This window comes from Salmonella sp. 3C (assembly GCF_025426275.1).
GTDB lineage: Bacteria > Pseudomonadota > Gammaproteobacteria > Enterobacterales > Enterobacteriaceae > Salmonella > Salmonella enterica.
Window position 1 is genome coordinate 4,582,054 of sequence record NZ_CP104858.1, and the last position, 22,964, is coordinate 4,605,017.

Genomic DNA, 22,964 nt, shown 5'->3' on the forward strand with positions numbered 1-22,964 from the left:
GTCATACGTCCTGAACTTACCCCAATAACAAGCAAGGATTTTCAGATGTCTTTCATTCAATACCGCCGGGACAAACACCTTCCGTCCACCGCCGCACCGTCGCTGTTAGCTATGGGTATGGCGATGGCATTTATGCCTGCCGCCTTCGCGGCTGAGGATACCGTTATTGTCGAAGGCGCGACGACCGCTGACGCCGTAAACCGTGAAGAACAGGATTACAGCGTGAAAACGACCGCAGCGGGCACCAAAATGCCGATGACTCAGCGCGATATCCCGCAGTCGGTCAGTATTGTCAGCCAACAGCGTATGGAAGACCAGCAGTTGCAAACCCTGGGCGAGGTGATGACCAATACGCTGGGGATCAGCGGAAGCCAGGCTGACTCCGATCGCATCAGCTATTACTCGCGCGGGTTTGAAATTGACAACTATATGGTTGACGGTATTCCAACGTATTTTGAGTCCCGCTGGAATCTGGGCGATGCGCTAACGGATACCGCGCTGTATGAGCGCGTGGAGGTGGTTCGCGGCGCGAATGGGCTGATGACCGGGACCGGTAATCCTTCGGCCTCAATTAATATGATCCGTAAACACGCCACCAGTCGGGAGTTCAAAGGTAACGTTTCCACAGAATACGGTAGCTGGAATAAGCAGCGTTACGTCATGGATCTGCAAAGTCCGCTCACCGCGGACGGCAATGTCCGTGGGCGCATCGTGGCGGGTTATCAGAATAATGATTCCTGGCTGGACCGCTATAACAGTGAGAAAGCGTTCTTTTCCGGAATTGTCGATGCCGATCTGGGTACAACCACCAACCTTTCAGCCGGTTATGAATATCAAAAAATTGATGTCAACAGCCCAACCTGGGGCGGTCTGCCGCGCTGGAACACCGATGGCAGCAAAAATAGCTATGACCGCGCGCGTAGTACCGCCCCGGACTGGGCTTATAACAACAAAGAGATAAATAAATTCTTCGTCACGCTTAAACAGCGTTTTGCCGAAAGCTGGCAGGCGACCCTGAATGCGACCCATACTGAGGTCAAATTCGACAGTAAAATGATGTATATCGATGCGTTAGTCGATAAAGAGACAGGTACGCTGGTGAGTCCTTATGGCGCAAGCTACCCCGTGGTCGGCGGTACGGGCTGGAACAGCGGCAAGCGCAAAGTAGATGCCATAGATCTCTTTGCCGATGGCGCTTATGAGCTGTTTGGCCGTCAGCACAATATGATGTTTGGCGGCAGTTATAGTAAACAGAATAACCGCTATTTTAGCGCCTGGGCGAACGTCTTTCCGGACGACATTGGCAACTTCAGCGCCTTTAACGGTAATTTCCCCCAAACCCACTGGGCGCCACAAAATCTGGCGCAGGACGATACCACGCATATGAAATCGCTGTATGCCGCTACGCGCATTTCGCTGGCCGACCCGCTGCATCTGATTCTCGGCGCTCGTTATACCAACTGGCGTGCTGATACACTGACCTACAGCATGGAGAAAAACCATACCACGCCGTATGCCGGGCTGATTTATGATATCAACGACAACTGGTCCGCTTATGCCAGTTATACCTCTATCTTTCAGCCGCAGAATAAACGCGACAAAGCGGGTCAATATCTGGCTCCGATTACCGGTAATAACTATGAAGCGGGTCTGAAGTCCGACTGGATGAACAGTCGCCTCACCACCACGTTGTCCGTATTCCGCATTGAGCAGAATAACGTCGCTCAGGCAACCACTATTCCCATCCCTGGCAGTAATGGGGAGTTTGCCTGGAAGTCTACTGACGGAACGGTGAGCAAAGGCGTCGAATTTGAAGTGAACGGCGCAATTACCGATAACTGGCAGATGACTTTCGGGGCTACCCGGTATGTTGCCGAGGACAATGAAGGTAACGCCGTGAACCCTAATCTTCCGCGCACCAGCGTGAAGTTATTCACCCGCTATCGTCTGCCGGCGATACCGGAGCTGACGGTCGGCGGCGGCGTGAACTGGCAGAATCGGGTTTACAAAGATACCACGACGCCGTACGGCACTTTCCGCGCCGAACAGGGCAGCTATGCGCTGGTCGATCTGTTTACCCGCTATCAGGTGACGAAAAATTTCTCCGTACAGGGAAACATCAACAACCTGTTTGATAAAACCTACGACACCAATATTGATGGTTCCATTGTTTACGGCGCACCGCGTAACGTCAGCCTCACCGCCAATTATCAGTTCTGACAGACTGTCGGAGAGCGGCATGTAAAGCGCCATTAAAAAAGGCAGCCGAATGGCTGCCTTAATTCTCCCCAACATCATTACTGCTTAGCTGTTACGGATGTACTCATCCATTTCCGTTTTCAGGTTATCGGATTTCGTACCGAAAATAGCCTGAACGCCGGAACCCGCGACGACAACGCCTGCCGCGCCCAGTTTCTTCAGGCCAGCCTGATCCACTTTCGCTACATCGGCTACGCTCACGCGCAGACGCGTGATACAGGCATCCAGGTTAGTGATGTTCTCTTTACCGCCAAACGCCGCAACCAAAGCCGGCGCCATTTCGCTGGTCGCCCCCGCTTTTGCGTCATCAGTAGTGTCTTCACGACCCGGCGTTTTCAGATCCAGCGCTTTGATCAGCACGCGGAACACGGTGTAGTACACAATCGCATAACCGGCGCCAACAATCGGGAACAGCCACAATTTGCTGCTGTTACCGGACAGCACGATAAAGTCGATCAGACCGTGGGAGAACGACGTACCGTCACGCATCCCCAGCAGGATACAGATCGGGAATGCCAGACCTGCCAGAATCGCGTGAATGATGTACAGGATCGGCGCCACGAACATGAAGGAGAACTCGATAGGCTCGGTAATACCCGTCAAAAACGAGGTCAGCGCGGCGGAAATCATGATACCGCCCACTTTTGCGCGGTTTTCCGGTTTAGCAGAGTGCCAGATAGCAATGGCTGCAGCCGGCAGACCGTACATTTTGAACAGGAAGCCGCCAGACAACATACCCGCCGTCGGGTCGCCCGCCATATAGCGCGGAATGTCGCCGTGGAATACCTGACCCGCTGCGTTGGTGTATTCGCCGATCTGCATCTGGAAAGGAACGTTCCAGATATGATGCAGACCAAACGGCACCAGGCAACGCTCGATAAAACCGTAAATACCAAACGCGACAACCGGATTCTGATAAGCCGCCCACTGCGAGAACGCCTGGATAGCCGTACCGATTGGCGGCCATACGAAAGACAGCACCACACCGGTAAAAATAGCGGCCAGACCCGAAATGATCGGCACGAAGCGTTTGCCCGCAAAGAAGCCCAGATACTCAGGCAGTTTGATGCGGTAGAAGCGGTTAAACATATACGCTGCGATCGCACCGGAGATAATCCCCCCGAGAACACCCGTATCAGCAAGGTGTTTAGCGGCGATCTCTTCAGCAGGTAAATGCAGAACCAGCGGCGCAACCACAGCCATGGTTTTCACCATGATGCCATACGCTACTACCGCCGCCAGAGCCGAAACGCCGTCGTTGTTGGTGAAGCCCAACGCCACGCCGATAGCGAAAATCAGCGGCATATTGGCAAAAACAGATCCGCCCGCTTCTGCCATAACGTGCGATACAACGGCTGGCAGCCAGCTGAAGTTAGCGGAACCGACACCCAGCAGGATACCTGCGATAGGGAGTACGGATACCGGCAGCATCAGCGATTTACCGACCTTTTGCAGGTTAGCAAATGCATTCTTAAACATAATTGAGAGTGCTCCTGAGTATTTGTGCTTTTCTACGTTCTCACGCATTGGCGAGGGGGGAGAACCCCGCCGTGGACAGGACATCTAAGTGCCCTTTTATTTATTACACAGAGTAAAATAAATACGTCTGATTTTGTTTGACGGCTATCACGTTTCAGCGCCAGATAGCCTAAAAAGTATCACATTCTGCCAAAATGAGTTTCCGAATGTTTCCATAAGCTCGCTCACCGCCCCTTTTGTGGCGGTGAACTTTACGCGCTTTGCTTATTAATTACGAGCTTTAAAAAAACTCGTTTAACGGATTGATGACAGGCGAGACGCGTCAATATGGAACAGGCGAGCAAAGTTATCGGTGGTGATCTGCGCCAGTTCTTCAACGGCAACCCCTTTCAATACCGCCATATATTCTGCGACGTCGCGTACCATCGCAGGCTGGTTCTCTTTACCGCGATGCGGCACCGGCGCCAGATAAGGAGAATCGGTCTCGACTAACAACCGATCCAGCGGCACATAGCGCGCCGCATCACGCAACTGTTCAGCGTTACGGAACGTTACGATGCCGGAAAAAGAGATATAAAACCCCAGATCCAGCAATTTGCCGGCCGTTTCTCTGTCTTCTGTAAAACAGTGTAGTACGCCGCCGCAATCCGTCACTTTTTCTTCGCGCAGGATAGCCAGCGTATCGGCACGCGCGTCGCGAGTATGGACAATCACCGGTTTATGCAATTCGCGGCCAATCTGAATATGATGAATAAAAGACGCCTGCTGGCGGATTTTGGTCTCAGGCGTGTAAAAGTAATCAAGCCCGGTCTCGCCCATCGCCACCACATCGTCTTCTGCAGCAAGGAGGCGCAGTTCTTCTACGTCATATGCTTCATCCTGATTTAACGGATGCACGCCGCAGGAAAAGACCACATTATCGCGCTTGCCCACCAGCTTGCGCATATGGCGATACCCCGGCAGCGTCGTCGCCACCGCTAAACAGAACTTCACATCGCGCGCGGCGGCTTTCGCCAGCACATCGTCCACGTCCTTATGCAAAGATTGATAATCCAGACCATCAAGATGGCAGTGTGAGTCGACTAAAAACATAATGTCTCTCTCAAAGATGAGGAACAGGCAACAAGGTGCCTGGTTGCAGGTAATGCTCGATGCGGAGAATGAGATCGGTTAATACCAGTTCGCGGTTTAATCCGGTCACATGAAGTAATTGATCACGACAATGGCAAACATCGTTCAGGATTGCCTGAATACGCGCCGGGGATAGCGGCCCCGCCAGCGCGGCAACAACCGCGTCCGCATCAACGTTTGTCAGGTACGACGCGCCGTGCTGACGTTTCAGCGCGTCTACCAGCAGCGTCGCCAGCCAGTGCAGGCGCGCCGGGGCTTGCTCATGATTGAGCGCCGTTAATAACGCATACCAGTCGCCCGTATGCAAACTGTCCATTAACGCCTGACACAGCGCCTCACGCTGCGCCCAGCGTTCAGACTGCAACAGCGCCAGCGCGGCGCCGGGCGACCCCGCATTCAGACGTAGCGCCGTGAGCAATGCTTCTTGTGACGCCGTCACTTCTCGCGATAGCCATGACATCGCATACGATTCGGACGGCGGCGCCAGATGATGCAGCCGACAGCGGCTACGTAATGTCGCCAACAGACGAGCAGGCTCCGGGCTGGCAAGGAAAAACCAGGTTTGCTCCGGCGGCTCTTCCAGCGTTTTGAGCAACGCATTGGCGGCGGCGTCGGTTAATAGCGCCGCATCCGCAATCCACACCACCTTCGCACCGCCCAGACGGGAGTGCTCGTACAATTTCTCGCTTACCTCGCGTACCGCATCTACGCCGAGGCTGCTTTTGCCTTTATCCGGCGTCAGCGTGTAATAGTCCGGATGCGTGCCAGCCTGCATAAGCTGACAGCCACGGCAATGCCCACAGCTTTTGTGGCCCTCAGGCTGCTGGCATAACAGATAACGGCTCAGCGCATAGCACAGCGCCTCGTCGCCCATGCCAGGTAAGGCCTGAATCAGTAGCGCATGGTGCCCACGTCCCGCCTGGTAACTTTCTACCAGTTTTTCATAGGCGGGCCGTAACCATGGATACCATTTCATGCCGCTTGCTCCTGCACCCACTTCGTCACCGTGGCGCGAATGTCGCGCATGACGGCATCCAGCGGCTGGGTCGCGTCAATGGTGCGGATACGCGAGTCTTGCGCCGCCAGTTCCAGATAGCGCGCGCGAGTCCGGTTAAAGAAATCAAAAGATTCCTGCTCAATGCGATCCAAATCGCCGCGCGCTCTGGCGCGTTTTAGCCCGACTTCCGGCGTGACATCCAGATACAGCGTCAGGTCAGGGCGAAAATCGCCCAGCACGGCATCGCGTAGTGTCGCCAGCATGGTTTGATCAATGCCGCGCCCTCCCCCCTGATACGCCTGGGTCGAGAGGTCGTGGCGATCGCCGATCACCCATACGCCTTGCGCCAGCGCGGGTTTGATTACCGTTTCGACGAGCTGTACGCGAGCGGCATAAAACATCAGCACTTCCGCTTTATCGGTAATCACTTCGTCGCCTACCGATCGAATATCCAGCACCAGACTTCTTAGTTTTTCGGCAAGCTGCGTACCGCCCGGCTCACGGGTAAAAATCATATTACGAATACCCAGTTGCTCAAGGGTCTCCACCACCACGTCGCGCGCAGTGGTTTTTCCGGCGCCTTCCAGGCCCTCGATGACGATATAATTACTGCCCATTTTTTTCCTTAAGCACTTTCAGGTACTCCTGCACTGACCGATTATGGCTGGCAAGATTGGTGTTAAATGTGTGACCGCCTTTACCGTCGGCCACAAAATAGAGATACGGCGTTTTCGCCGGATGCGCCGCCGCCTGCAATGACGCTTCGCTGGGCGATGCAATCGGTCCTGGCGGCAGCCCGGTTATGGTATACGTGTTATAAGCCGTCGGCTTTTCCAGATCCGCACGCGACAAGTTACCATTATAACTCGTCCCCATTCCGTAAATCACGGTGGGATCGGTCTGAAGGCGCATACCGATTCTCAGGCGATTAATAAAGACTGAGGCCACCTGATCGCGTTCGCTGGCGACAGCCGTTTCTTTTTCAATAATCGAGGCCATTGTCACCAGTTGGTTCTGATCTTTATAAGGCAGCCCCTCGGCCCGGCCTTTCCAGACAGTATCGACAGCTTTCACCATCTTTTGGTGCGCTCGCTTGAGAATAGCGACATCGCTGGTGTTGGCGGTATACATCCAGGTATCGGGCCAGAACCACCCTTCTACCCATTCCGGATGCGCAAGCTTTAATGCCTGAGCGACAGTGGCGTAGTCATCATCCGGCAATGTATGGCGAATATACGGCGCCTCTCGTAGCTGTTTCAGGTAATCGCTAAGGCGCATCCCTTCCACAAACCGCAACGGGAATTGCGCTTCTTTGCCGCTCTCCAGCAACTCAAGCATCTCCCGTACGGTCATCCCCGGCGTAAAACGGTAAGTTCCTGCTTTAAAGTGCGATAACTCAGGCTCCACGCGCAGCAGCCACTGAAATACCCGGGGGCGATTAATGATTTTTTCATCATAAAGCTGGTCGCCAAGCGCCAGCCGCCCCGTTCCCGCCTTGAGCGTAAAGATAGTCTCGTTTTTAATAAGTAACGTGCTGTTCGCCAGATGGCGAACTTTCCACATCCCCACGCCCGCGGCAATACCCAGCACAACCAACAGCAGAAGGAAAACGCCTGACAATTTTTTCATAACTAATTCGGATGCTCACAAAATGGGGCTAAAAATTGAAACAGTGTTCGCGAAGAATACGACGTCCCGTGATAGGCGCGTATGGGAATAATCGGCATTAGCGCGTTGCAAATGATAATCTCATCCGCCTGCCTGACTGCCTCCTCTCTCGCCTGTACTTCAAGAACCTGGAAAGGAGATTGCGCCAGTTGGCGTAAACAAAATTGTCGCATAATGCCGTTCACCCCGGCCTGATCCAGACGCGGCGTAAAAACAATGTCGCCTGTACGCCAGAACAAATTAGCCGCACAGCATTCCGTAACCCATCCCTCGCTGTCAAGAACCAGCGCCTCATCGGCGTCCGTCTGCTCAAGATGAGAGCGAATCAACACCTGTTCGAGGCGGTTCAGATGTTTTAATCCGGCAAGATAAGGATTGCGCCCAAGCGGTATGGGACTAAGGGTAAGAGTGATGCCTTGCTTACGCCACTGAGAATAATAAGCGGGATAAGCAGAAACGGAGAGGATTCGGGTAGCTGCCTGACAATTCATGGCGCTGTATCCCCGGCCACCGCTACCACGGCTAATGATCACTTTCAACACGCCTGAATCATGCCCTGTGGCCAACATTGTCATCTCTTGCCGAAGGGTCGCCCAATGGCTAAAAGCGATCCGTAATTTTTCACAGGCAACCTGCAAGCGCTGAAGATGCGCTTCCAGATGGCAAATGTTGCCATCAACAATACGTGCGGTCGTAAAACTGCCATCGCCGAACTGCGTCGCCCGGTCGCTTACAGCAAGTTGATCCTGCGCATGGCCATTAATTAAAAACATAGTGGCTCCTTATCCGTCGCCTGCTAGTGTGGCAGGATGAATAACGCAGAACAAGAGGTGATATGCCTGATAAAAAAGGCCCGACAAGCGGACCTTTTTATTAATGTCTGTCTCTGGCTTAACTTAGATCTTTTTAAAAATCAAGGAACCGTTAGTTCCGCCAAAGCCAAAGGAGTTACACAGAGCGTACTCCAGATCGCTGACCTGGCGCGCTTCATGCGGCACGAAGTCCAGATCGCAACCTTCATCCGGGTTATCCAGATTAATGGTTGGCGGAATGGCCTGATCGCGTAACGCCAGAATAGAGAAAATAGACTCTACTGCGCCTGCGGCGCCCAACAGATGGCCGGTCATCGATTTGGTCGAGCTCACCATCACTCGGCTTGCGGCATCGCCAAAGACTGACTTAACCGCCTGCGTCTCAGCTTTGTCGCCGGCAGGCGTCGACGTGCCGTGCGCGTTGACGTAGCCAATCTGAGCAGGCTCAATCGCGGCATCACGCAACGCGTTAACCATCGCCAGCGCAGCGCCTGCGCCATTTTCCGGCGGCGACGTCATATGGTAAGCATCGCTGCTCATACCAAAGCCGACGATTTCAGCATAGATTTTCGCACCACGCGCTTTCGCATGTTCGTACTCTTCAAGCACCAACATACCGGCACCGTCGCCCAGTACAAAACCATCGCGTTCTTTATCCCACGGACGGCTCGCCGCCTGTGGGTTATCGTTGCGGGTCGACAGCGCGCGCGCTGCGCCAAAACCGCCTACACCCAGCGGCGTACTGGCTTTTTCTGCGCCACCTGCCACCATCGCGTCCGCATCGCCATAGGCGATGATACGCGCGGCATGGCCGATGTTATGCACGCCTGAAGTACAGGCAGTCGCAATAGAGATGCTTGGCCCACGCAGGCCATACATGATAGTCAGATGGCCTGCTACCATGTTAACAATCGTCGACGGGACAAAGAACGGGCTAATCTTACGCGGTCCGCCTTTTACCAGCGAACTGTGGTTTTCTTCGATCAGACCGAGACCACCGATACCGGAGCCGATAGCGGCGCCAATACGGCTTGCGTTCTCTTCCGTCACTTCAAGGCCAGAATCCTGCATGGCCTGTACGCCAGCGACAATTCCATATTGAATGAAGGCATCCATCTTGCGCTGTTCTTTGCGCGAGATAATGTCATCACAGTTAAAATCCTTTACTAAGCCAGCAAATTTCGTTGCATAGGCGCTAGTATCGAAATGGTCGATCAGGCTGATGCCACTCTGACCGGCAAGGAGAGCTTTCCAGGTAGACTCTACGGTATTGCCGACAGGAGACAACATGCCCAGTCCGGTCACAACTACACGACGCTTAGACACGGTTGTCCTCCAGGGAGGGAAAATGATTCTAGTGGGACAAAAAGATAAAACTCAGGCGGTCGAACGACCGCCTGGAGATGTTCACTTACGCCTGGTGGCCGTTGATGTAATCAATGGCAGCCTGAACGGTGGTGATTTTCTCAGCTTCTTCGTCCGGAATCTCAGTATCAAACTCTTCTTCCAGAGCCATTACCAGCTCAACGGTGTCAAGAGAATCTGCGCCCAGGTCTTCAACGAAAGAAGCATTGTTGGTTACTTCTTCCTGCTTAACGCCCAGCTGTTCGCCGATAATTTTCTTAACGCGTTCTTCGATAGTGCTCATACTCTTAAATTTCCTATCAAAACTCGCTTTCGCGATGGTTTTCGTAGTGTATAAAATGTTGAAAAATTTGCAACTAAATCCCGGCAGGTCTTACCACGATTTTACGTTATTTTGCGGCCTTTCGCCCTAATAACGCAAATATTTTTCAATCGTGATTAAACCATGTACATTCCGCCGTTGACGTGCAGAGTCTCACCAGTGATGTAACTCGCTTCGTCAGAGGCTAAAAATGCAACCGCACTGGCGATTTCCTGAGCGCCGCCGAGGCGACCCGCAGGCACCTGCGCCAGGATACCCGCACGCTGATCGTCAGACAGCGCACGCGTCATGTCCGTTTCAATAAAACCCGGAGCCACAACATTGACAGTAATACCACGGGACGCAACTTCACGCGCCAGTGATTTACTGAAACCGATCAGGCCCGCTTTCGCCGCAGCGTAGTTTGCCTGACCTGCATTTCCCATGGTACCAACCACAGAACCAATAGTGATAATGCGACCACAACGCTTTTTCATCATAGCGCGCATTACCGCTTTTGACAGGCGGAAAACGGATGATAAATTGGTTTCGATAATATCGTTCCACTCATCATCTTTCATTCGCATCAACAGATTATCACGAGTGATACCGGCATTATTAACCAGGATATCCACTTCACCAAATTCTGCGCGAATATTTTCCAGAACAGATTCAATAGATGCAGGATCGGTCACATTCAGCATCAAACCTTTCCCGTTAGCACCTAAATAGTCGCTAATGTTCTTCGCACCATTTTCACTGGTCGCAGTCCCGATAACTTTCGCGCCGCGGGCAACGAGAGTCTCTGCAATTGCGCGGCCTATGCCACGGCTTGCACCAGTCACCAGCGCAATCTTTCCTTCAAAGCTCATGGTTTTCCTCTTTTATTGCGTAAGTGCCGCAGACAGCGCCGCCGGCTCGTTCAGCGCCGACGCTGTCAGGGTGTCGACAATACGTTTCGTCAGACCAGTGAGGACTTTACCTGGACCCACTTCATAAAGATGTTCAACGCCCTGCGCCGCGATAAATTCCACGCTCTTCGTCCACTGTACCGGATTGTACAACTGGCGAACCAGCGCATCGCGGATAGCGGCGGCATCGGTTTCACATTTCACGTCAACGTTGTTTACTACCGGCACCGTTGGCACGTTAAAGGTAATTTTGGCTAATTCAACCGCCAGCTTATCTGCCGCTGGTTTCATCAGCGCGCAGTGCGACGGTACGCTCACCGGCAGCGGCAGCGCGCGTTTCGCGCCAGCGGCTTTACAGGCTGCGCCTGCGCGTTCTACCGCCTCTTTATGCCCGGCGATAACCACCTGTCCCGGCGAGTTAAAGTTAACCGGTGAAACAACCTGCCCTTCGGCAGATTCTTCACAGGCTTTAGCAATAGAGGCATCATCCAGCCCTATGATCGCAGACATGCCGCCAGTACCTTCCGGAACCGCTTCCTGCATGAATTTACCGCGCATTTCCACCAGACGAACGGCATCAGCAAAGTTGATGACGCCAGCGCAAACCAGCGCGGAATATTCGCCCAGGCTGTGACCTGCCATTAACGCAGGCATTTTACCGCCCTGCTGCTGCCAAACGCGCCAAAGCGCGACGGAAGCGGTTAATAGCGCCGGCTGCGTCTGCCAGGTTTTATTCAGTTCTTCCGCTGGACCTTGCTGGGTGAGCGCCCACAGATCATATCCCAGAGCCGCAGAAGCTTCAGCAAACGTTTCTTCTACGATAGGGTAATTTGCCGCCATCTCGGCCAACATCCCAACGCTCTGAGAACCCTGACCGGGGAACACAAATGCAAATTGCGTCATGTTTAAATCCTTATACTAGAAACGAATCAGCGCGGAGCCCCAGGTGAATCCACCCCCGAAGGCTTCAAGCAATACCAGCTGACCGGCTTTAATTCGCCCGTCACGCACGGCTTCATCCAGCGCGCACGGCACAGAAGCCGCGGAGGTATTGCCGTGCCTGTCCAGCGTGACGACGACATTGTCCATCGACATGCCGAGTTTTTTCGCTGTCGCGCTAATGATACGCAGGTTAGCCTGATGCGGCACCAGCCAATCGAGTTCTGAGCGATCCAAGTTATTAGCCGCCAGCGTCTCATCGACAATATGCGCCAGTTCAGTGACCGCCACTTTAAAGACTTCATTGCCCGCCATCGTCAGGTAAATCGGGTTATCCGGATTTACGCGATCGGCATTCGGCAGGGTCAGTAATTCACCGTAACGGCCATCGGCATGAAGATGAGTGGAGATAATACCCGGTTCTTCAGAAGCGCTCAGTACGGCCGCGCCTGCGCCATCGCCGAAAATAATGATCGTACCGCGATCGCCAGGATCGCAAGTGCGGGCTAATACATCGGAACCGACCACCAGCGCATGTTTAACCGCGCCGGATTTAACGTACTGGTCGGCGATGCTTAACGCGTAGGTGAAACCTGCGCACGCTGCCGCGACATCAAACGCCGGGCAACCTTTAATACCGAGCATACTTTGAATCTGACATGCCGCGCTTGGAAATGCATGCGTTGCTGATGTGGTAGCCACCACAATCAAGCCAATTTGGTCTTTATCGATCCCCGCCATCTCAATCGCGCGATTCGCAGCGGTAAAGCCCATCGTCGCGACAGTTTCATTAGGCGCGGCGATATGGCGTTCACGAATACCTGTACGAGTGACAATCCACTCGTCAGAGGTCTCAACCATTTTTTCCAGATCGGCGTTAGTCCGCACTTGTTCGGGCAGATAGCTGCCAGTACCAATAATCTTCGTATACATGTACGCTCAGTCACTTTTCGGTTATATACCGTTACCTGTAAACGTCTGGCACGCTGGCGGCGCCGGGGAGACAGCGATATTATCTGTGCGCCCGCAGGTTTACGCCTTTGCCATCGTCCAGCGGTTCAAATCCGGCTGGGTATACAGATTCCAGGCGAGCGGCAATTCGCTGAGGAACTTGTCGCTGCACCGCCTGCACTGCCTGTTCAATCGCGACTGCAAATGCTCGCTGATTGGCCGCACCATGACTTTTTATCACCGTGCCGCGCAATCCTAACAGACAGGCGCCATTATACTGGTCGGGGTTGAGGTGACTGAATCGCCTCGTCAGGCTTTTTTGTAACCAACGTTTTAATAACAGCAGCCACCACGACCGTTTTTTCCCCTCGCCCTGTGATTTCAGCAGTGAAAGGAACATTCTGACAACCCCCTCCATCGTTTTAAGTGTGACATTGCCTGTAAAGCCGTCACACACCAGTACATCGGTTTTTCCCGTCAGTAACTCATTCGCCTCAAGGTAGCCGATGTAATTGATGGTTGGGACTGTTTTTAACATTAAAGAGGCTTCGCGAATACTGTCGAGGCCTTTGGTTTCTTCTTCCCCGATATTGAGTAGCGCCACGCGGGGATTTTTGATCCCGACGACCTCTTCCGCCAAAACGGCGCCCATCACGGCAAACTGCACCAGCATGGTACTGTCACAGTCGACGTTGGCCCCCAAATCAAGCACTACCGTTTTGCCCTTTTGCTGGTGCGGTAATACCGTCACCAACGCCGGACGCTCAATCCCCTCAAGAGGCTTGAGCAATAATTTCGCCAGCCCCATCAGCGCCCCGGTATTACCGGCGCTAACGCAAGCTTCGGCTCGGCCTTCTTTCACAAGCTCCAGGGCCACACGCATGGATGTCCCGCGACTGGCGCGGATCGCCTGCGAAGGCCGGGCATCACTGGCAATAACTGACTGTGCAGGGATAATCTGCAGACGCGAACGTTGTTCAAAGTCAGCTTTGGCAAGTAATGGCGTGATAATATCGGGATTCCCGACTAAAAGAAGAGTGAGCTGCGAATTAGCGTTCAGTGCCTGCAATGCTGCAGGCACCGTCACGGAAGGACCAAAATCGCCCCCCATGACATCTAACGCCAGGGTTAGACGTGTCAAGGTATCGTCGCTGCCTGGTTCGGTGTTCTCCGCTTACGCGGAGAAATCCTCACTAAGCTTTATCACGCTTGTACTCTTCGGCTTTTACACCACAGGCACGCCTGTGATGCAAAAGGCATCGAGTATCGCGCGATTACTTAGCGATGACCTTACGGCCGCGGTAGTAACCGTCGGCAGTGATGTGGTGACGCAGGTGTTTTTCACCAGAAGTTTTGTCTACAGACAGGCTGGTGACTGCGGTCAGAGCGTCATGGGAACGACGCATGCCACGTTTGGAACGGGTTGGTTTATTCTGTTGTACGGCCATGGACCTTACTCCTCAATTACGGTTTATCCCTGCGTCCGCGGGGAAGACCTATTACTTACGCTTTAAGCTGGCTAATACGGCAAATGGGTTTGGCTTTTGCGCTTCATCAGGCAGTTCGCCAAAGACCATGTCCGCCTCGGACACTTCACAGTGTTCAGAATCATGCACCGGAACTACCGGCAAGGCGAGGATGATTTCATCTTCAACCGTCGCCAGCAGATCGATTTCGCCGAATTCGTTTACCTCAATCGGCTCATACGCTTCCGGCAGTGCTTCAGCCTGCTCGTCGGAACGGACAGGGCTAAAACAATACGTTGTGTGAACCTGATGGGTAAACGGTTTCCCGCAACGCTGGCATTCGAGCGACACCGTAACGACCGCATCGCCGGTTAAAACGGCGAGACGCTGGTTATCGATAGCGAACGACATGGAGCATTCCACATCACTGTCCACACTGACTACAGATTCGGCAACGCGCTCAACCTGATCGGGGGTATAGATACCCTGGTAATCAAGGCGTTTTTGAGCGGTACGAACCGGATCAAGAGTCAGGGGTAATTTTACCTTTTGCATAGGGCGCGCATATTAACTTCGTAACGTCATATAGTCAAAGAAAAAGGCAGCCTGCGGTTGCCTTTTGCCAATAATTCGCACACATTGCGGGTTACAGACTTATTTTCGCTCAAGACGAGTCAGTATGACAGGCTTGAAGACCGAAGAGCATAGTTTAAGATGGCTCTCATCATTACGCTATATCTGAGGGAAAAAATATGCCCCGTCTCATCCTTGCGTCTACCTCTCCCTGGCGTCGCGCGCTGCTGGAAAAGCTGACGATTCCTTTCGAATGCGCCACGCCGGATGTTGATGAAACCCCCATGCCGGGCGAAGCGCCGCGTCAGTTGGTGCTGCGGCTGGCGCAGGCGAAGGCGCAATCGCTCGCCGCGCGTTTCCCGAATCATTTGATTATTGGCTCCGACCAAATTTGTGTTCTGGACGGCGAAATCACCGGCAAACCGCTGACGGAAGAAAAAGCGCGTCAGCAATTAGCCAAAGCCAGCGGAAATATTGTGACGTTTTATACCGGACTGGCACTGTATAACTCCGCCTCCGGGCACTTACACACCGAAGTGGAGCCTTTTGACGTTCATTTTCGCCATTTAAGCGAAGCGGAAATAGACGACTATGTCCGTAAAGAGCATCCGCTGCACTGCGCGGGAAGTTTTAAAAGCGAAGGTTTAGGCATTGCATTATTTGAGCGCCTGGAGGGCCGCGATCCGAACACGCTGATCGGCTTGCCGCTTATTGCTCTGTGCCAGATGCTGCGACGGGAAGGCTTCAACCCGCTACTGCAGTAAACGGATATTCTGTAGGCTTTTCAAATACCGCTAAAAGCCGTTTCTGCACGTGTTGGTAGTTATCTCCCGTTTATTGGGGAGCAGTTTCGACCGCTTCCAGTTCTAACCAACTGGAAAGCGCTTGTTGTGAACAATTTAGCGCCTGCCGATCTTCACTCTCTTCGTGCGGGCCCGTTTCCTGGTCAATCCATTCACCGACCAGAAAAAAAGCATTGGTATTACGAACCGATGTACGGTGCGTTTTATCCCATAGGGTATCAACAGCGGTGTACGTGCGCGTTAATGAATTCCCCATCTCAGTTCAGTTTTGTAAAAACACATGTTCTCAATACTCGCCTGACGCGCTCTACGGCGTCAAAAGCGGCTTACAAACTTATTCTCGCGAGCAACTCTCAGGACGTTTACTGTCCTGAAACCTTCCCTTTGCGACTCGTTAAATTCCATCTCGCGATGAGTTTACGCCCCCCTAACATTGCTTCACCTCACGACACATTCCTTTAATTAACGCCGCCAGCATCCGCCGCATCTTGTTGACTATTTATAAATTCAACCATCTGCTGAGTAAGATGGTTTATATCATTCTGCGTAATGAAAAAATTAAATTGTTGATCCTGAAAGTGTTCTTTTGCTGCCAGGTCGACAAAAACCGCTTTTCCATCCGTTTCAAAGCGGACTTTATTTCCCTGTTTTTGCAGAAACTCGCCCATTGCGACCAGCTGGTCGAGCCGCTTTCCGCGCAGAAAATAATAGCGAGTCATCGTCTCATCCAGCGGTGTTACGGTTTTATTCCACGCAGCGTCAAAGACAGGCTTCACATCAGAGGGGAGCTTTAAAGCAGAATATTTTTTCTGTTTTCACTACTCACATTTTTCAACCGAAGGATAAATCGATTGTTTACGTCACGAGCCACACGTAGCTCGTTCAGGAAAACCAGATTATCACGCTCAGACTGAATAACACCGGTGATCTTATCCTCCTAGCCGGTCTCATACACCACAGCAAAGATTTGCCCGTAGGCAGCTAATAGTACATCGTAGTCATCGGCGTAATGACCAAAAGCCTGACGTTGGGCTGGCGTCAACTCACAGACGCCCACCACGGGAGACGTAATGATTTGCGTATTCAAATACTCAACGAAAGCCCGTCGTGAACTATCGCCCTTCCCTTCGCAACCGGTCAGCATCGCGATCACGAGCGGCACGATAACGTATTTTCCCCAACGCTGAGTAAATGAGCGCATCCAGCTAGTATTGGCCATCTGTTCGTCCTTAAACACGCCGAAATCCGGATCGCAAGAATAAACAGTACACAACGGTAAAAATGCGTCGGATACAGCAAAACAAAAATATTATGAGAAAAGTGAGATTCGGGCAGATAACCTGCCCGAGAGAGGAACTATTTTGCGTTACGCAGCACCTGCAGACAGCGCTTCAGGGCGTTATCCATCGGCGCTTCAATGCGCATGACTTCGCCCGTTCCCGGATGCGTGAACTTCAGCGCCGCGGCGTGTAGAAAGAGACGTTTAAGACCGGTTCCCGCTTCGGTAAGCTGTTGATCAAACTCACGGTCGCCGTAGCGATCGTCGAACGCAATAGGGTGACCGGCATATTGGGTATGTACGCGAATCTGATGCGTACGGCCCGTTACCGGGCTACAGCGCACCAGCGTGGCGAAGGCATAGCGCTCTTCCACCTTGAAGCGCGTTTCTGACGGTTTGCCTTCCTGGCTCACGCGAACAATACGTTCGCCGCTTTGCAGAATGTTCTTTAATAATGGCGCCTGTACGGTTTTAACGTGCGATTGCCACTGGCCGCGCACCAGCGCCAGATAATCTTTCTGCATTCCCTTTTCGCGCAGTTGCTCATGCAGCGAACGCAGCGCGGAGCGTTTTTTCGCCACCAACAGCACGCCGGAGGTATCGCGGTCAAGACGATGCACCAGTTCCAGGAATCGCGCTTCCGGACGCAACGCCCGCAGCCCTTCGATGACGCCAAAACTTAACCCGCTCCCGCCGTGTACGGCGGTGCCGGAAGGCTTATTCAGCACCAGAATATGGTCGTCTTCATACAAAATGACGTCCGCCAACGCCGCCACTTTTTGCAAATGCGGCGACACGGCCTCTTCTTCGCGTTCAGCAACGCGAACCGGCGGAATGCGGACTTCATCGCCCGCTTCCAGTTTGTATTCCGGTTTAATGCGTTTTTTGTTCACCCGCACCTCGCCTTTACGCAAGATGCGATAAATCATACTTTTTGGTACCCCTTTCAGTTGGGTGCGCAAAAAGTTATCAATGCGTTGCCCCGCTTCGTCAGCGGCGATAGCAACAATTTTTACGGATGGCGTTTCTGTTTTCATGGGGGGCGATTCTAAATAGCCTGTGAGATTCGCGCCACACATTTTTCTATGCTTATAGAGACGTCTACGCCAGTGGATGAACATTTTTCACTGCGGTTTTGCTGGTTATTAAAGCGATTGGCTCGCGCTGGTGAAAAAACTGTGAGTAAGCGGGTGATAAATGGTAAAAGTCATCTTGCTATAACAAGGTTAGCAGTGGAATAATGATGCGGTTTCCGCACCGAAACTTGTTAAAACAAAAAGTTTAGCGGAATAACCCATTTTGTCTGACCGATCATCAACGCAGCAATGGCGTAAGACGTATTGATTTTTCAGACAGTTAGCGGGCTGCGGGTTGCAGTCCTTACCGGTAGATAGGATCTTCTCTGGAGAGTAATGCCCAGGCTGCTTCCCTGATAATTGCGCTGTGTTTCCGTATGAAATACAGGCAACCGACACTCTGCGCCTCTTTGAGCTGACGATAACCGTGAGGTTGGCGACGCGAAATAGTCACGAGGCCATCGGTTCATGCCCGGTAAGGCGTCACCATGCCCGCAGCTTAGTCGTCAACGTAAGAATAATGAGTAAGTTACGATGAAAAGAATGTTAATCAACGCGACTCAGCAGGAAGAGTTGCGCGTCGCCCTTGTAGATGGGCAGCGTCTGTACGATCTGGATATAGAAAGCCCCGGACACGAGCAGAAAAAAGCGAACATCTATAAAGGCAAAATTACCCGTATTGAACCGAGCCTGGAAGCGGCTTTTGTTGATTACGGCGCAGAACGCCACGGTTTCCTCCCGTTAAAAGAAATTGCCCGCGAATATTTCCCCGCTAACTACAGCGCTCATGGTCGCCCGAACATTAAAGACGTGTTACGCGAAGGCCAGGAAGTCATTGTTCAAATCGATAAAGAAGAGCGCGGCAACAAAGGCGCGGCGTTAACCACCTTTATCAGTCTGGCGGGCAGCTACCTGGTACTGATGCCGAATAACCCGCGCGCGGGTGGTATTTCCCGTCGCATTGAAGGCGACGATCGTACCGAGTTAAAAGAAGCGTTGGCCAGCCTGGAACTTCCTGAAGGGATGGGGCTTATCGTACGTACCGCGGGCGTGGGTAAATCCGCCGAAGCGTTGCAGTGGGATTTAAGCTTCCGCCTGAAACACTGGGAGGCCATTCAGAAAGCCGCTGAAAGCCGTCCCGCGCCGTTCCTGATCCATCAGGAAAGCAACGTCATCGTACGCGCGTTTCGCGACTATCTGCGTCAGGATATCGGTGAAATCCTGATCGACAATCCAAAAGTGATGGAAATGGCGCGTCAGCATATCGCCGCGTTGGGCCGCCCGGATTTTAGCAGCAAAATTAAGCTGTACACCGGTGAAATCCCGTTGTTCAGCCATTACCAGATCGAATCGCAGATCGAGTCAGCGTTCCAGCGTGAAGTGCGCCTGCCCTCCGGCGGCTCCATCGTCATTGACAGTACCGAAGCGTTAACCGCCATCGATATCAACTCCGCCCGCGCGACTCGCGGCGGCGATATCGAAGAAACGGCGTTTAATACCAACCTGGAAGCGGCCGATGAGATTGCCCGCCAGTTGCGTCTGCGCGACCTGGGCGGCCTGATCGTTATCGACTTTATCGATATGACGCCGGTACGTCACCAGCGCGCGGTAGAAAACCGTCTGCGTGAAGCGGTGCGTCAGGACCGGGCGCGTATTCAGATTAGCCATATTTCCCGCTTCGGCCTGCTCGAAATGTCGCGTCAGCGCCTGAGCCCGTCGCTGGGCGAATCCAGCCATCACGTGTGTCCGCGCTGTAGCGGTACCGGCACCGTGCGCGATAACGAATCTCTGTCGCTGTCCATTCTGCGCCTGATTGAAGAAGAAGCGCTGAAAGAGAATACGCAGGAAGTCCATGCCATTGTTCCGGTGCCGATCGCCTCTTATCTGCTTAACGAAAAACGGACGGCAGTTAACGCTATTGAGACGCGTCAGGATGGCGTCCGCTGTGTCATCGTCCCGAACGATCAGATGGAAACGCCGCACTATTCCGTGCTGCGCGTACGCAAAGGGGAAGAAACGCCGACCCTGAGCTACATGCTGCCGAAGCTGCACGAAGAAGCGATGGCGCTGCCTTCTGAAGAAGAGTACGCCGAGCGTAAACGCCCGGAACAGCCTGCGCTGGCGACATTCGCTATGCCAGATGTGCCTCCGGCGCCGACGCCTGTCGAACCGGCGGTTAGCGTCGCCACGGCGAAAAAGGATAATGTTGCCGCCGCGCAGCCTGCCCAGCCGGGTCTGTTTAGCCGCTTCCTTAACGCGCTGAAACAACTGTTCAGCGGTGAAGAAACGAAAGCCGTCGAAACAGCCGCGCCGAAAGCGGAAGAAAAAGCGGAGCGTCAGCAGGATCGTCGCAAGCCACGGCAGAACAACCGTCGCGATCGTAACGAACGCCGCGACACCCGTGATAACCGTGCCGGACGTGACGGCGGCGAGAGCCGCGACGATAATCGTCGTAACCGTCGCCAGACGCAGCAGCAAAATGCGGAAGCGCGCGATACCCGCCAGCAGGAAACGGCGGAAAAAGTGAAAACCGGCGATGAACAGCAACAGACGCCGCGTCGCGAACGCAGCCGCCGCCGCAATGATGACAAGCGCCAGGCGCAGCAGGAAGTAAAAGCGCTTAACCGCGAAGAACAGCCTGTCCAGGAGACCGAGCAGGAAGAACGCGTTCAGCAGGTTCAGCCGCGCCGCAAGCAGCGTCAGCTTAATCAGAAAGTCCGCTTTACCAACAGCGCAGTGGTTGAAACGGTTGACACGCCGGTCGTCGTCGACGAACCACGCCCGTTTGAAAACGTTGAACAGCCCGTTCCAGCGCCGCGTACCGAGCTGGCGAAAGTTGATTTACCTGTCGTCGCCGATATCGCGCCGGAGCAGGATGATAGCGTAGAACCTCGCGATAATACCGGTATGCCGCGTCGCTCCCGCCGTTCTCCGCGCCACCTGCGCGTAAGCGGTCAGCGTCGCCGTCGCTATCGTGACGAGCGCTACCCGACACAATCGCCGATGCCGTTAACCGTCGCCTGCGCGTCGCCGGAAATGGCGTCCGGTAAAGTCTGGATCCGCTACCCGATTGTCCGTCCTCAGGAAACGCAGGTTGTTGAAGAGCAGCGTGAAGCAGATCTGGCGCTGCCACAATCGGTTGTCGCTGAACAGCAGGTTATCGCTGCGACCGTAGTGCTCGAACCACAAGCGTCGGTACAGGCAGTAGAAAACGTTGCCGTTGAGCCGCAGACCGTCGCCGAACCACAGACGTCGGAAGTCGTCGAGGTCGAGACAACGCATCCGGAAGTCATTGCCGCGCCAGTTGATGAACAGCCGCAACTGATTGCCGAAAGCGATACGCCGGAAGCGCAAGAGGTTATTGCTGACGCCGAACCGGTAGCAGAAACCGCCGACGCGTCCATTACGGTGGCTGAAAACGTGGCTGATGTTGTCGTTGTCGAGCCAGAAGAAGAGACAAAAGCGGAAGCGGCTGTTGTGGAGCACACGGCAGAAGAAACCGTTATCGCACCGGCCCAGGTGGTGGAAAAGCCGCAGGACGTTGTCTGCGTTGACGACGATCATAATCACGCCAGCGCGCCGATGACGCGTGCGCCAGCGCCGGAATATGTGCCGGAAACCCCGCACCATAGCGACTGGCAGCGCCCTTCCTTCCACTTTGAAGGTAAAGGCGCAGCAGGCGGACACAGCGCCACACGTCACGCCAGCGCCCCGGCGACACGCCCACAGCCGGTAGAATGATGTAAATGCTGATACAAAGCCGACCGCCAGGTCGGCTTTTTTATGCCCCTTACAGGGCGATGCCTCACCCCATGGCGTCTTTTAGTCACTCCAGGCGTTTATGAGATCGGGCGGGATAATACGTACGGATGGCGTCGCTACGGGCGCGACAATATGACCACTAACTCAATGACGACTAAAAAAATGCCCGCGCCGGGGTGGATGGCGCGGGCAGACAAAACATATCCAGTTTCGTGATATGTTTCAAAAAGAGGCGTTACCGGTTCAACTGGAAAAGCGACATTCCCTGCATGTCGGTAAACGTTTTATAGGACGCCTGTAATGCCGCCTGTTGCATGACGTAGGAGGAAATGACCGAGTTCCAGTCCACATCTACCAGGTTGCTCATCTGCAACTTCTGTCCCAGCGCACGGTCGCTTCCCAGTGAATCCAGCGTACTGAGTTCGCTCAGTTGCGTTCCCAGTTCCGCACGAACGGTCAGGACGTTATTAAGCGAATTTTTTAAGCCGCGATTGGTTTTATCAATGGCGGCAGCGGCTTTTTCTTTTTCCACGTCATTGCCTTCCACCGGGGTCTTGAGCGCGGCAATTGCCGTATCGAGCATGACAAACAGATTCTTTTCGGAGTCCGAGCCATCCGGTTCCGGCACCGCATTGCTGGTGATGCTATTAAAAATTTGCGCTCCCGTATGGCCAATTACCATCGTGCGTGCGGAATCCACCTGCTGGGTAACACTTTTCTCGCCGCCATGATAACCACCTGTCGCCTGGTCGAATGGCGCCGCTTCCGTTTTATACCCGGCAAAGATATAGCGACCATTGCCGTCAGTGCTGTTTGCCAGGTTCATCAGCTGATCGCGGATCCCCTGTAAATCCGTCGCCAGCGACGCGCGGTCATCGTCGCTTAACGTGCCGTTTCCGGCATAGACGATTTTTTCCTGCGCGGTTTGAATCGCCGTCGTCACCTGACTGAGTACGCTTTCTTCCAGCGACACTTTTTGGGTGGCAAACGTACGCGCCAGGGCGTACTGGCTATTCTGCGCCTGCGCCTGAGAGAGTACTACCGCCTGCGACGCGGCGATCGGATCGTCAGATGGGTTGGTAACGCGCTTACCGGTAGACATCTGCTCGCCCAGCTTCATCCATTCGGCCTGAGAATTAGTGATGCCGCTCATATTTTGTTCGTACATCATCTGGGTACTGATACGCATGTC

General features: G+C 53.6%; 20 protein-coding genes and 1 pseudogene. 3 read left to right on the forward strand and 18 right to left on the reverse strand.

Annotation, left to right across the window (positions count from 1 at the left end; translation table 11 throughout):
- The first annotated feature begins 45 nt into the window (after positions 1-45).
- Positions 46-2,220: a ferric-rhodotorulic acid/ferric-coprogen receptor FhuE gene (fhuE, locus tag N7E69_RS22245; RefSeq protein ID WP_000008401.1), complete on the forward strand. Its 2,175-nt coding sequence runs from the start codon at positions 46-48 to the stop codon at positions 2,218-2,220.
- An 84-nt stretch (positions 2,221-2,304) separates the two neighbouring features.
- Here fhuE and ptsG read toward each other — a convergent pair whose 3' ends face one another.
- From ptsG to yceD, 14 genes are all read right to left on the reverse strand, one after another.
- Complete coding sequence (gene ptsG, locus N7E69_RS22250) at positions 2,305-3,738, reverse strand: PTS glucose transporter subunit IIBC (RefSeq protein WP_000475705.1); 1,434 nt, start codon at positions 3,736-3,738, stop codon at positions 2,305-2,307.
- Between the two features lie 294 nt (positions 3,739-4,032).
- Positions 4,033-4,830 (reverse strand): metal-dependent hydrolase, encoded by a 798-nt coding sequence (locus N7E69_RS22255; RefSeq protein ID WP_000480277.1) that lies wholly within the window; start codon positions 4,828-4,830, stop codon positions 4,033-4,035.
- Positions 4,831-4,840: 10 nt separating this feature from the next.
- Positions 4,841-5,845: a DNA polymerase III subunit delta' gene (holB, locus tag N7E69_RS22260; RefSeq protein ID WP_000872450.1), complete on the reverse strand. Its 1,005-nt coding sequence runs from the start codon at positions 5,843-5,845 to the stop codon at positions 4,841-4,843.
- On the reverse strand, positions 5,842-6,483 hold the full coding sequence (gene tmk, locus N7E69_RS22265) for a dTMP kinase (protein ID WP_000535399.1): 642 nt from the start codon (positions 6,481-6,483) through the stop codon (positions 5,842-5,844). Before tmk ends, holB begins: the two co-directional genes overlap by 4 nt.
- On the reverse strand, positions 6,473-7,495 hold the full coding sequence (gene yceG, locus N7E69_RS22270) for a cell division protein YceG (protein ID WP_000736459.1): 1,023 nt from the start codon (positions 7,493-7,495) through the stop codon (positions 6,473-6,475). The genes tmk and yceG overlap by 11 nt, the downstream gene beginning before the upstream one ends.
- Positions 7,496-7,497: 2 nt before the next feature.
- Entirely contained in the window at positions 7,498-8,307 is an 810-nt protein-coding gene (pabC, locus tag N7E69_RS22275; RefSeq protein WP_000478653.1) for an aminodeoxychorismate lyase, read from the reverse strand.
- A gap of 123 nt (positions 8,308-8,430) precedes the next feature.
- A complete protein-coding gene (gene fabF, locus N7E69_RS22280; protein ID WP_000044664.1) occupies positions 8,431-9,672 on the reverse strand; it encodes a beta-ketoacyl-ACP synthase II in 1,242 nt (413 codons plus the stop codon).
- An 85-nt stretch (positions 9,673-9,757) separates the two neighbouring features.
- Complete coding sequence (gene acpP / locus N7E69_RS22285) at positions 9,758-9,994, reverse strand: acyl carrier protein (RefSeq protein WP_000103754.1); 237 nt, start codon at positions 9,992-9,994, stop codon at positions 9,758-9,760.
- Positions 9,995-10,149: 155 nt separating this feature from the next.
- Positions 10,150-10,884 (reverse strand): 3-oxoacyl-ACP reductase FabG, encoded by a 735-nt coding sequence (fabG, locus tag N7E69_RS22290; RefSeq protein WP_000007236.1) that lies wholly within the window; start codon positions 10,882-10,884, stop codon positions 10,150-10,152.
- A gap of 12 nt (positions 10,885-10,896) precedes the next feature.
- Entirely contained in the window at positions 10,897-11,826 is a 930-nt protein-coding gene (gene fabD / locus N7E69_RS22295) for an ACP S-malonyltransferase (RefSeq protein ID WP_000191342.1), read from the reverse strand.
- Positions 11,827-11,841: 15 nt separating this feature from the next.
- Entirely contained in the window at positions 11,842-12,795 is a 954-nt protein-coding gene (gene fabH / locus N7E69_RS22300; protein ID WP_000288148.1) for a beta-ketoacyl-ACP synthase III, read from the reverse strand.
- A gap of 79 nt (positions 12,796-12,874) precedes the next feature.
- Positions 12,875-13,954 carry a phosphate acyltransferase PlsX gene (gene plsX / locus N7E69_RS22305; RefSeq protein WP_001518286.1) on the reverse strand — a complete coding sequence of 360 codons (1,080 nt, stop codon included), beginning with the start codon at positions 13,952-13,954 and terminating at the stop codon, positions 12,875-12,877.
- 133 nt (positions 13,955-14,087) lie between these two features.
- A complete protein-coding gene (gene rpmF, locus N7E69_RS22310) occupies positions 14,088-14,261 on the reverse strand; it encodes a 50S ribosomal protein L32 (RefSeq protein ID WP_000290727.1) in 174 nt (57 codons plus the stop codon).
- A gap of 51 nt (positions 14,262-14,312) precedes the next feature.
- Positions 14,313-14,834 (reverse strand): 23S rRNA accumulation protein YceD, encoded by a 522-nt coding sequence (gene yceD / locus N7E69_RS22315; RefSeq protein WP_001174492.1) that lies wholly within the window; start codon positions 14,832-14,834, stop codon positions 14,313-14,315.
- Positions 14,835-15,031: 197 nt separating this feature from the next.
- Between yceD and N7E69_RS22320 the strand changes: the two genes are divergently transcribed.
- Entirely contained in the window at positions 15,032-15,616 is a 585-nt protein-coding gene (locus N7E69_RS22320; protein ID WP_001137613.1) for a Maf family protein, read from the forward strand.
- Between the two features lie 70 nt (positions 15,617-15,686).
- Here N7E69_RS22320 and N7E69_RS22325 read toward each other — a convergent pair whose 3' ends face one another.
- The 3 genes and pseudogenes from N7E69_RS22325 to rluC form a co-directional block, all read right to left on the reverse strand.
- Positions 15,687-15,911 carry a hypothetical protein gene (locus N7E69_RS22325; protein ID WP_000528430.1) on the reverse strand — a complete coding sequence of 75 codons (225 nt, stop codon included), beginning with the start codon at positions 15,909-15,911 and terminating at the stop codon, positions 15,687-15,689.
- A 202-nt stretch (positions 15,912-16,113) separates the two neighbouring features.
- Positions 16,114-16,856: pseudogene (locus N7E69_RS22330) on the reverse strand (DUF3053 domain-containing protein).
- A 155-nt stretch (positions 16,857-17,011) separates the two neighbouring features.
- The gene (gene rluC, locus N7E69_RS22335; RefSeq protein WP_000846319.1) at positions 17,012-17,971 is read right to left on the reverse strand and encodes a 23S rRNA pseudouridine(955/2504/2580) synthase RluC; all 960 of its coding nucleotides are present in this window, start codon (positions 17,969-17,971) and stop codon (positions 17,012-17,014) included.
- A gap of 573 nt (positions 17,972-18,544) precedes the next feature.
- Here rluC and rne point away from each other — a divergent pair.
- Complete coding sequence (rne, locus tag N7E69_RS22340) at positions 18,545-21,751, forward strand: ribonuclease E (RefSeq protein WP_000827454.1); 3,207 nt, start codon at positions 18,545-18,547, stop codon at positions 21,749-21,751.
- Between the two features lie 256 nt (positions 21,752-22,007).
- On the opposite strand, the gene flgL is transcribed toward rne, so the two are convergent.
- Positions 22,008-22,961 (reverse strand): flagellar hook-associated protein FlgL, encoded by a 954-nt coding sequence (flgL, locus tag N7E69_RS22345; RefSeq protein WP_001223032.1) that lies wholly within the window; start codon positions 22,959-22,961, stop codon positions 22,008-22,010.
- Between the last annotated feature and the right edge of the window lie 3 nt (positions 22,962-22,964).

Excerpts from the sequence above, each read along its gene's own strand:
- fhuE (WP_000008401.1), top strand. The coding sequence starts at position 46 with ATGTCTTTCATTCAATACCGCCGGGACAAACACCTTCCGTCCACCGCC.
- ptsG (WP_000475705.1), bottom strand. The coding sequence starts at position 3,738 with ATGTTTAAGAATGCATTTGCTAACCTGCAAAAGGTCGGTAAATCGCTG.
- N7E69_RS22255 (WP_000480277.1), bottom strand. The coding sequence starts at position 4,830 with ATGTTTTTAGTCGACTCACACTGCCATCTTGATGGTCTGGATTATCAA.
- holB (WP_000872450.1), bottom strand. The coding sequence starts at position 5,845 with ATGAAATGGTATCCATGGTTACGGCCCGCCTATGAAAAACTGGTAGAA.
- tmk (WP_000535399.1), bottom strand. The coding sequence starts at position 6,483 with ATGGGCAGTAATTATATCGTCATCGAGGGCCTGGAAGGCGCCGGAAAA.
- yceG (WP_000736459.1), bottom strand. The coding sequence starts at position 7,495 with ATGAAAAAATTGTCAGGCGTTTTCCTTCTGCTGTTGGTTGTGCTGGGT.
- pabC (WP_000478653.1), bottom strand. The coding sequence starts at position 8,307 with ATGTTTTTAATTAATGGCCATGCGCAGGATCAACTTGCTGTAAGCGAC.
- acpP (WP_000103754.1), bottom strand. The coding sequence starts at position 9,994 with ATGAGCACTATCGAAGAACGCGTTAAGAAAATTATCGGCGAACAGCTG.
- fabG (WP_000007236.1), bottom strand. The coding sequence starts at position 10,884 with ATGAGCTTTGAAGGAAAGATTGCGCTGGTGACTGGTGCAAGCCGTGGC.
- fabD (WP_000191342.1), bottom strand. The coding sequence starts at position 11,826 with ATGACGCAATTTGCATTTGTGTTCCCCGGTCAGGGTTCTCAGAGCGTT.
- fabH (WP_000288148.1), bottom strand. The coding sequence starts at position 12,795 with ATGTATACGAAGATTATTGGTACTGGCAGCTATCTGCCCGAACAAGTG.
- rpmF (WP_000290727.1), bottom strand. The coding sequence starts at position 14,261 with ATGGCCGTACAACAGAATAAACCAACCCGTTCCAAACGTGGCATGCGT.
- yceD (WP_001174492.1), bottom strand. The coding sequence starts at position 14,834 with ATGCAAAAGGTAAAATTACCCCTGACTCTTGATCCGGTTCGTACCGCT.
- N7E69_RS22320 (WP_001137613.1), top strand. The coding sequence starts at position 15,032 with ATGCCCCGTCTCATCCTTGCGTCTACCTCTCCCTGGCGTCGCGCGCTG.
- N7E69_RS22325 (WP_000528430.1), bottom strand. The coding sequence starts at position 15,911 with ATGGGGAATTCATTAACGCGCACGTACACCGCTGTTGATACCCTATGG.
- rluC (WP_000846319.1), bottom strand. The coding sequence starts at position 17,971 with ATGAAAACAGAAACGCCATCCGTAAAAATTGTTGCTATCGCCGCTGAC.
- rne (WP_000827454.1), top strand. The coding sequence starts at position 18,545 with ATGAAAAGAATGTTAATCAACGCGACTCAGCAGGAAGAGTTGCGCGTC.
- flgL (WP_001223032.1), bottom strand. The coding sequence starts at position 22,961 with ATGCGTATCAGTACCCAGATGATGTACGAACAAAATATGAGCGGCATC.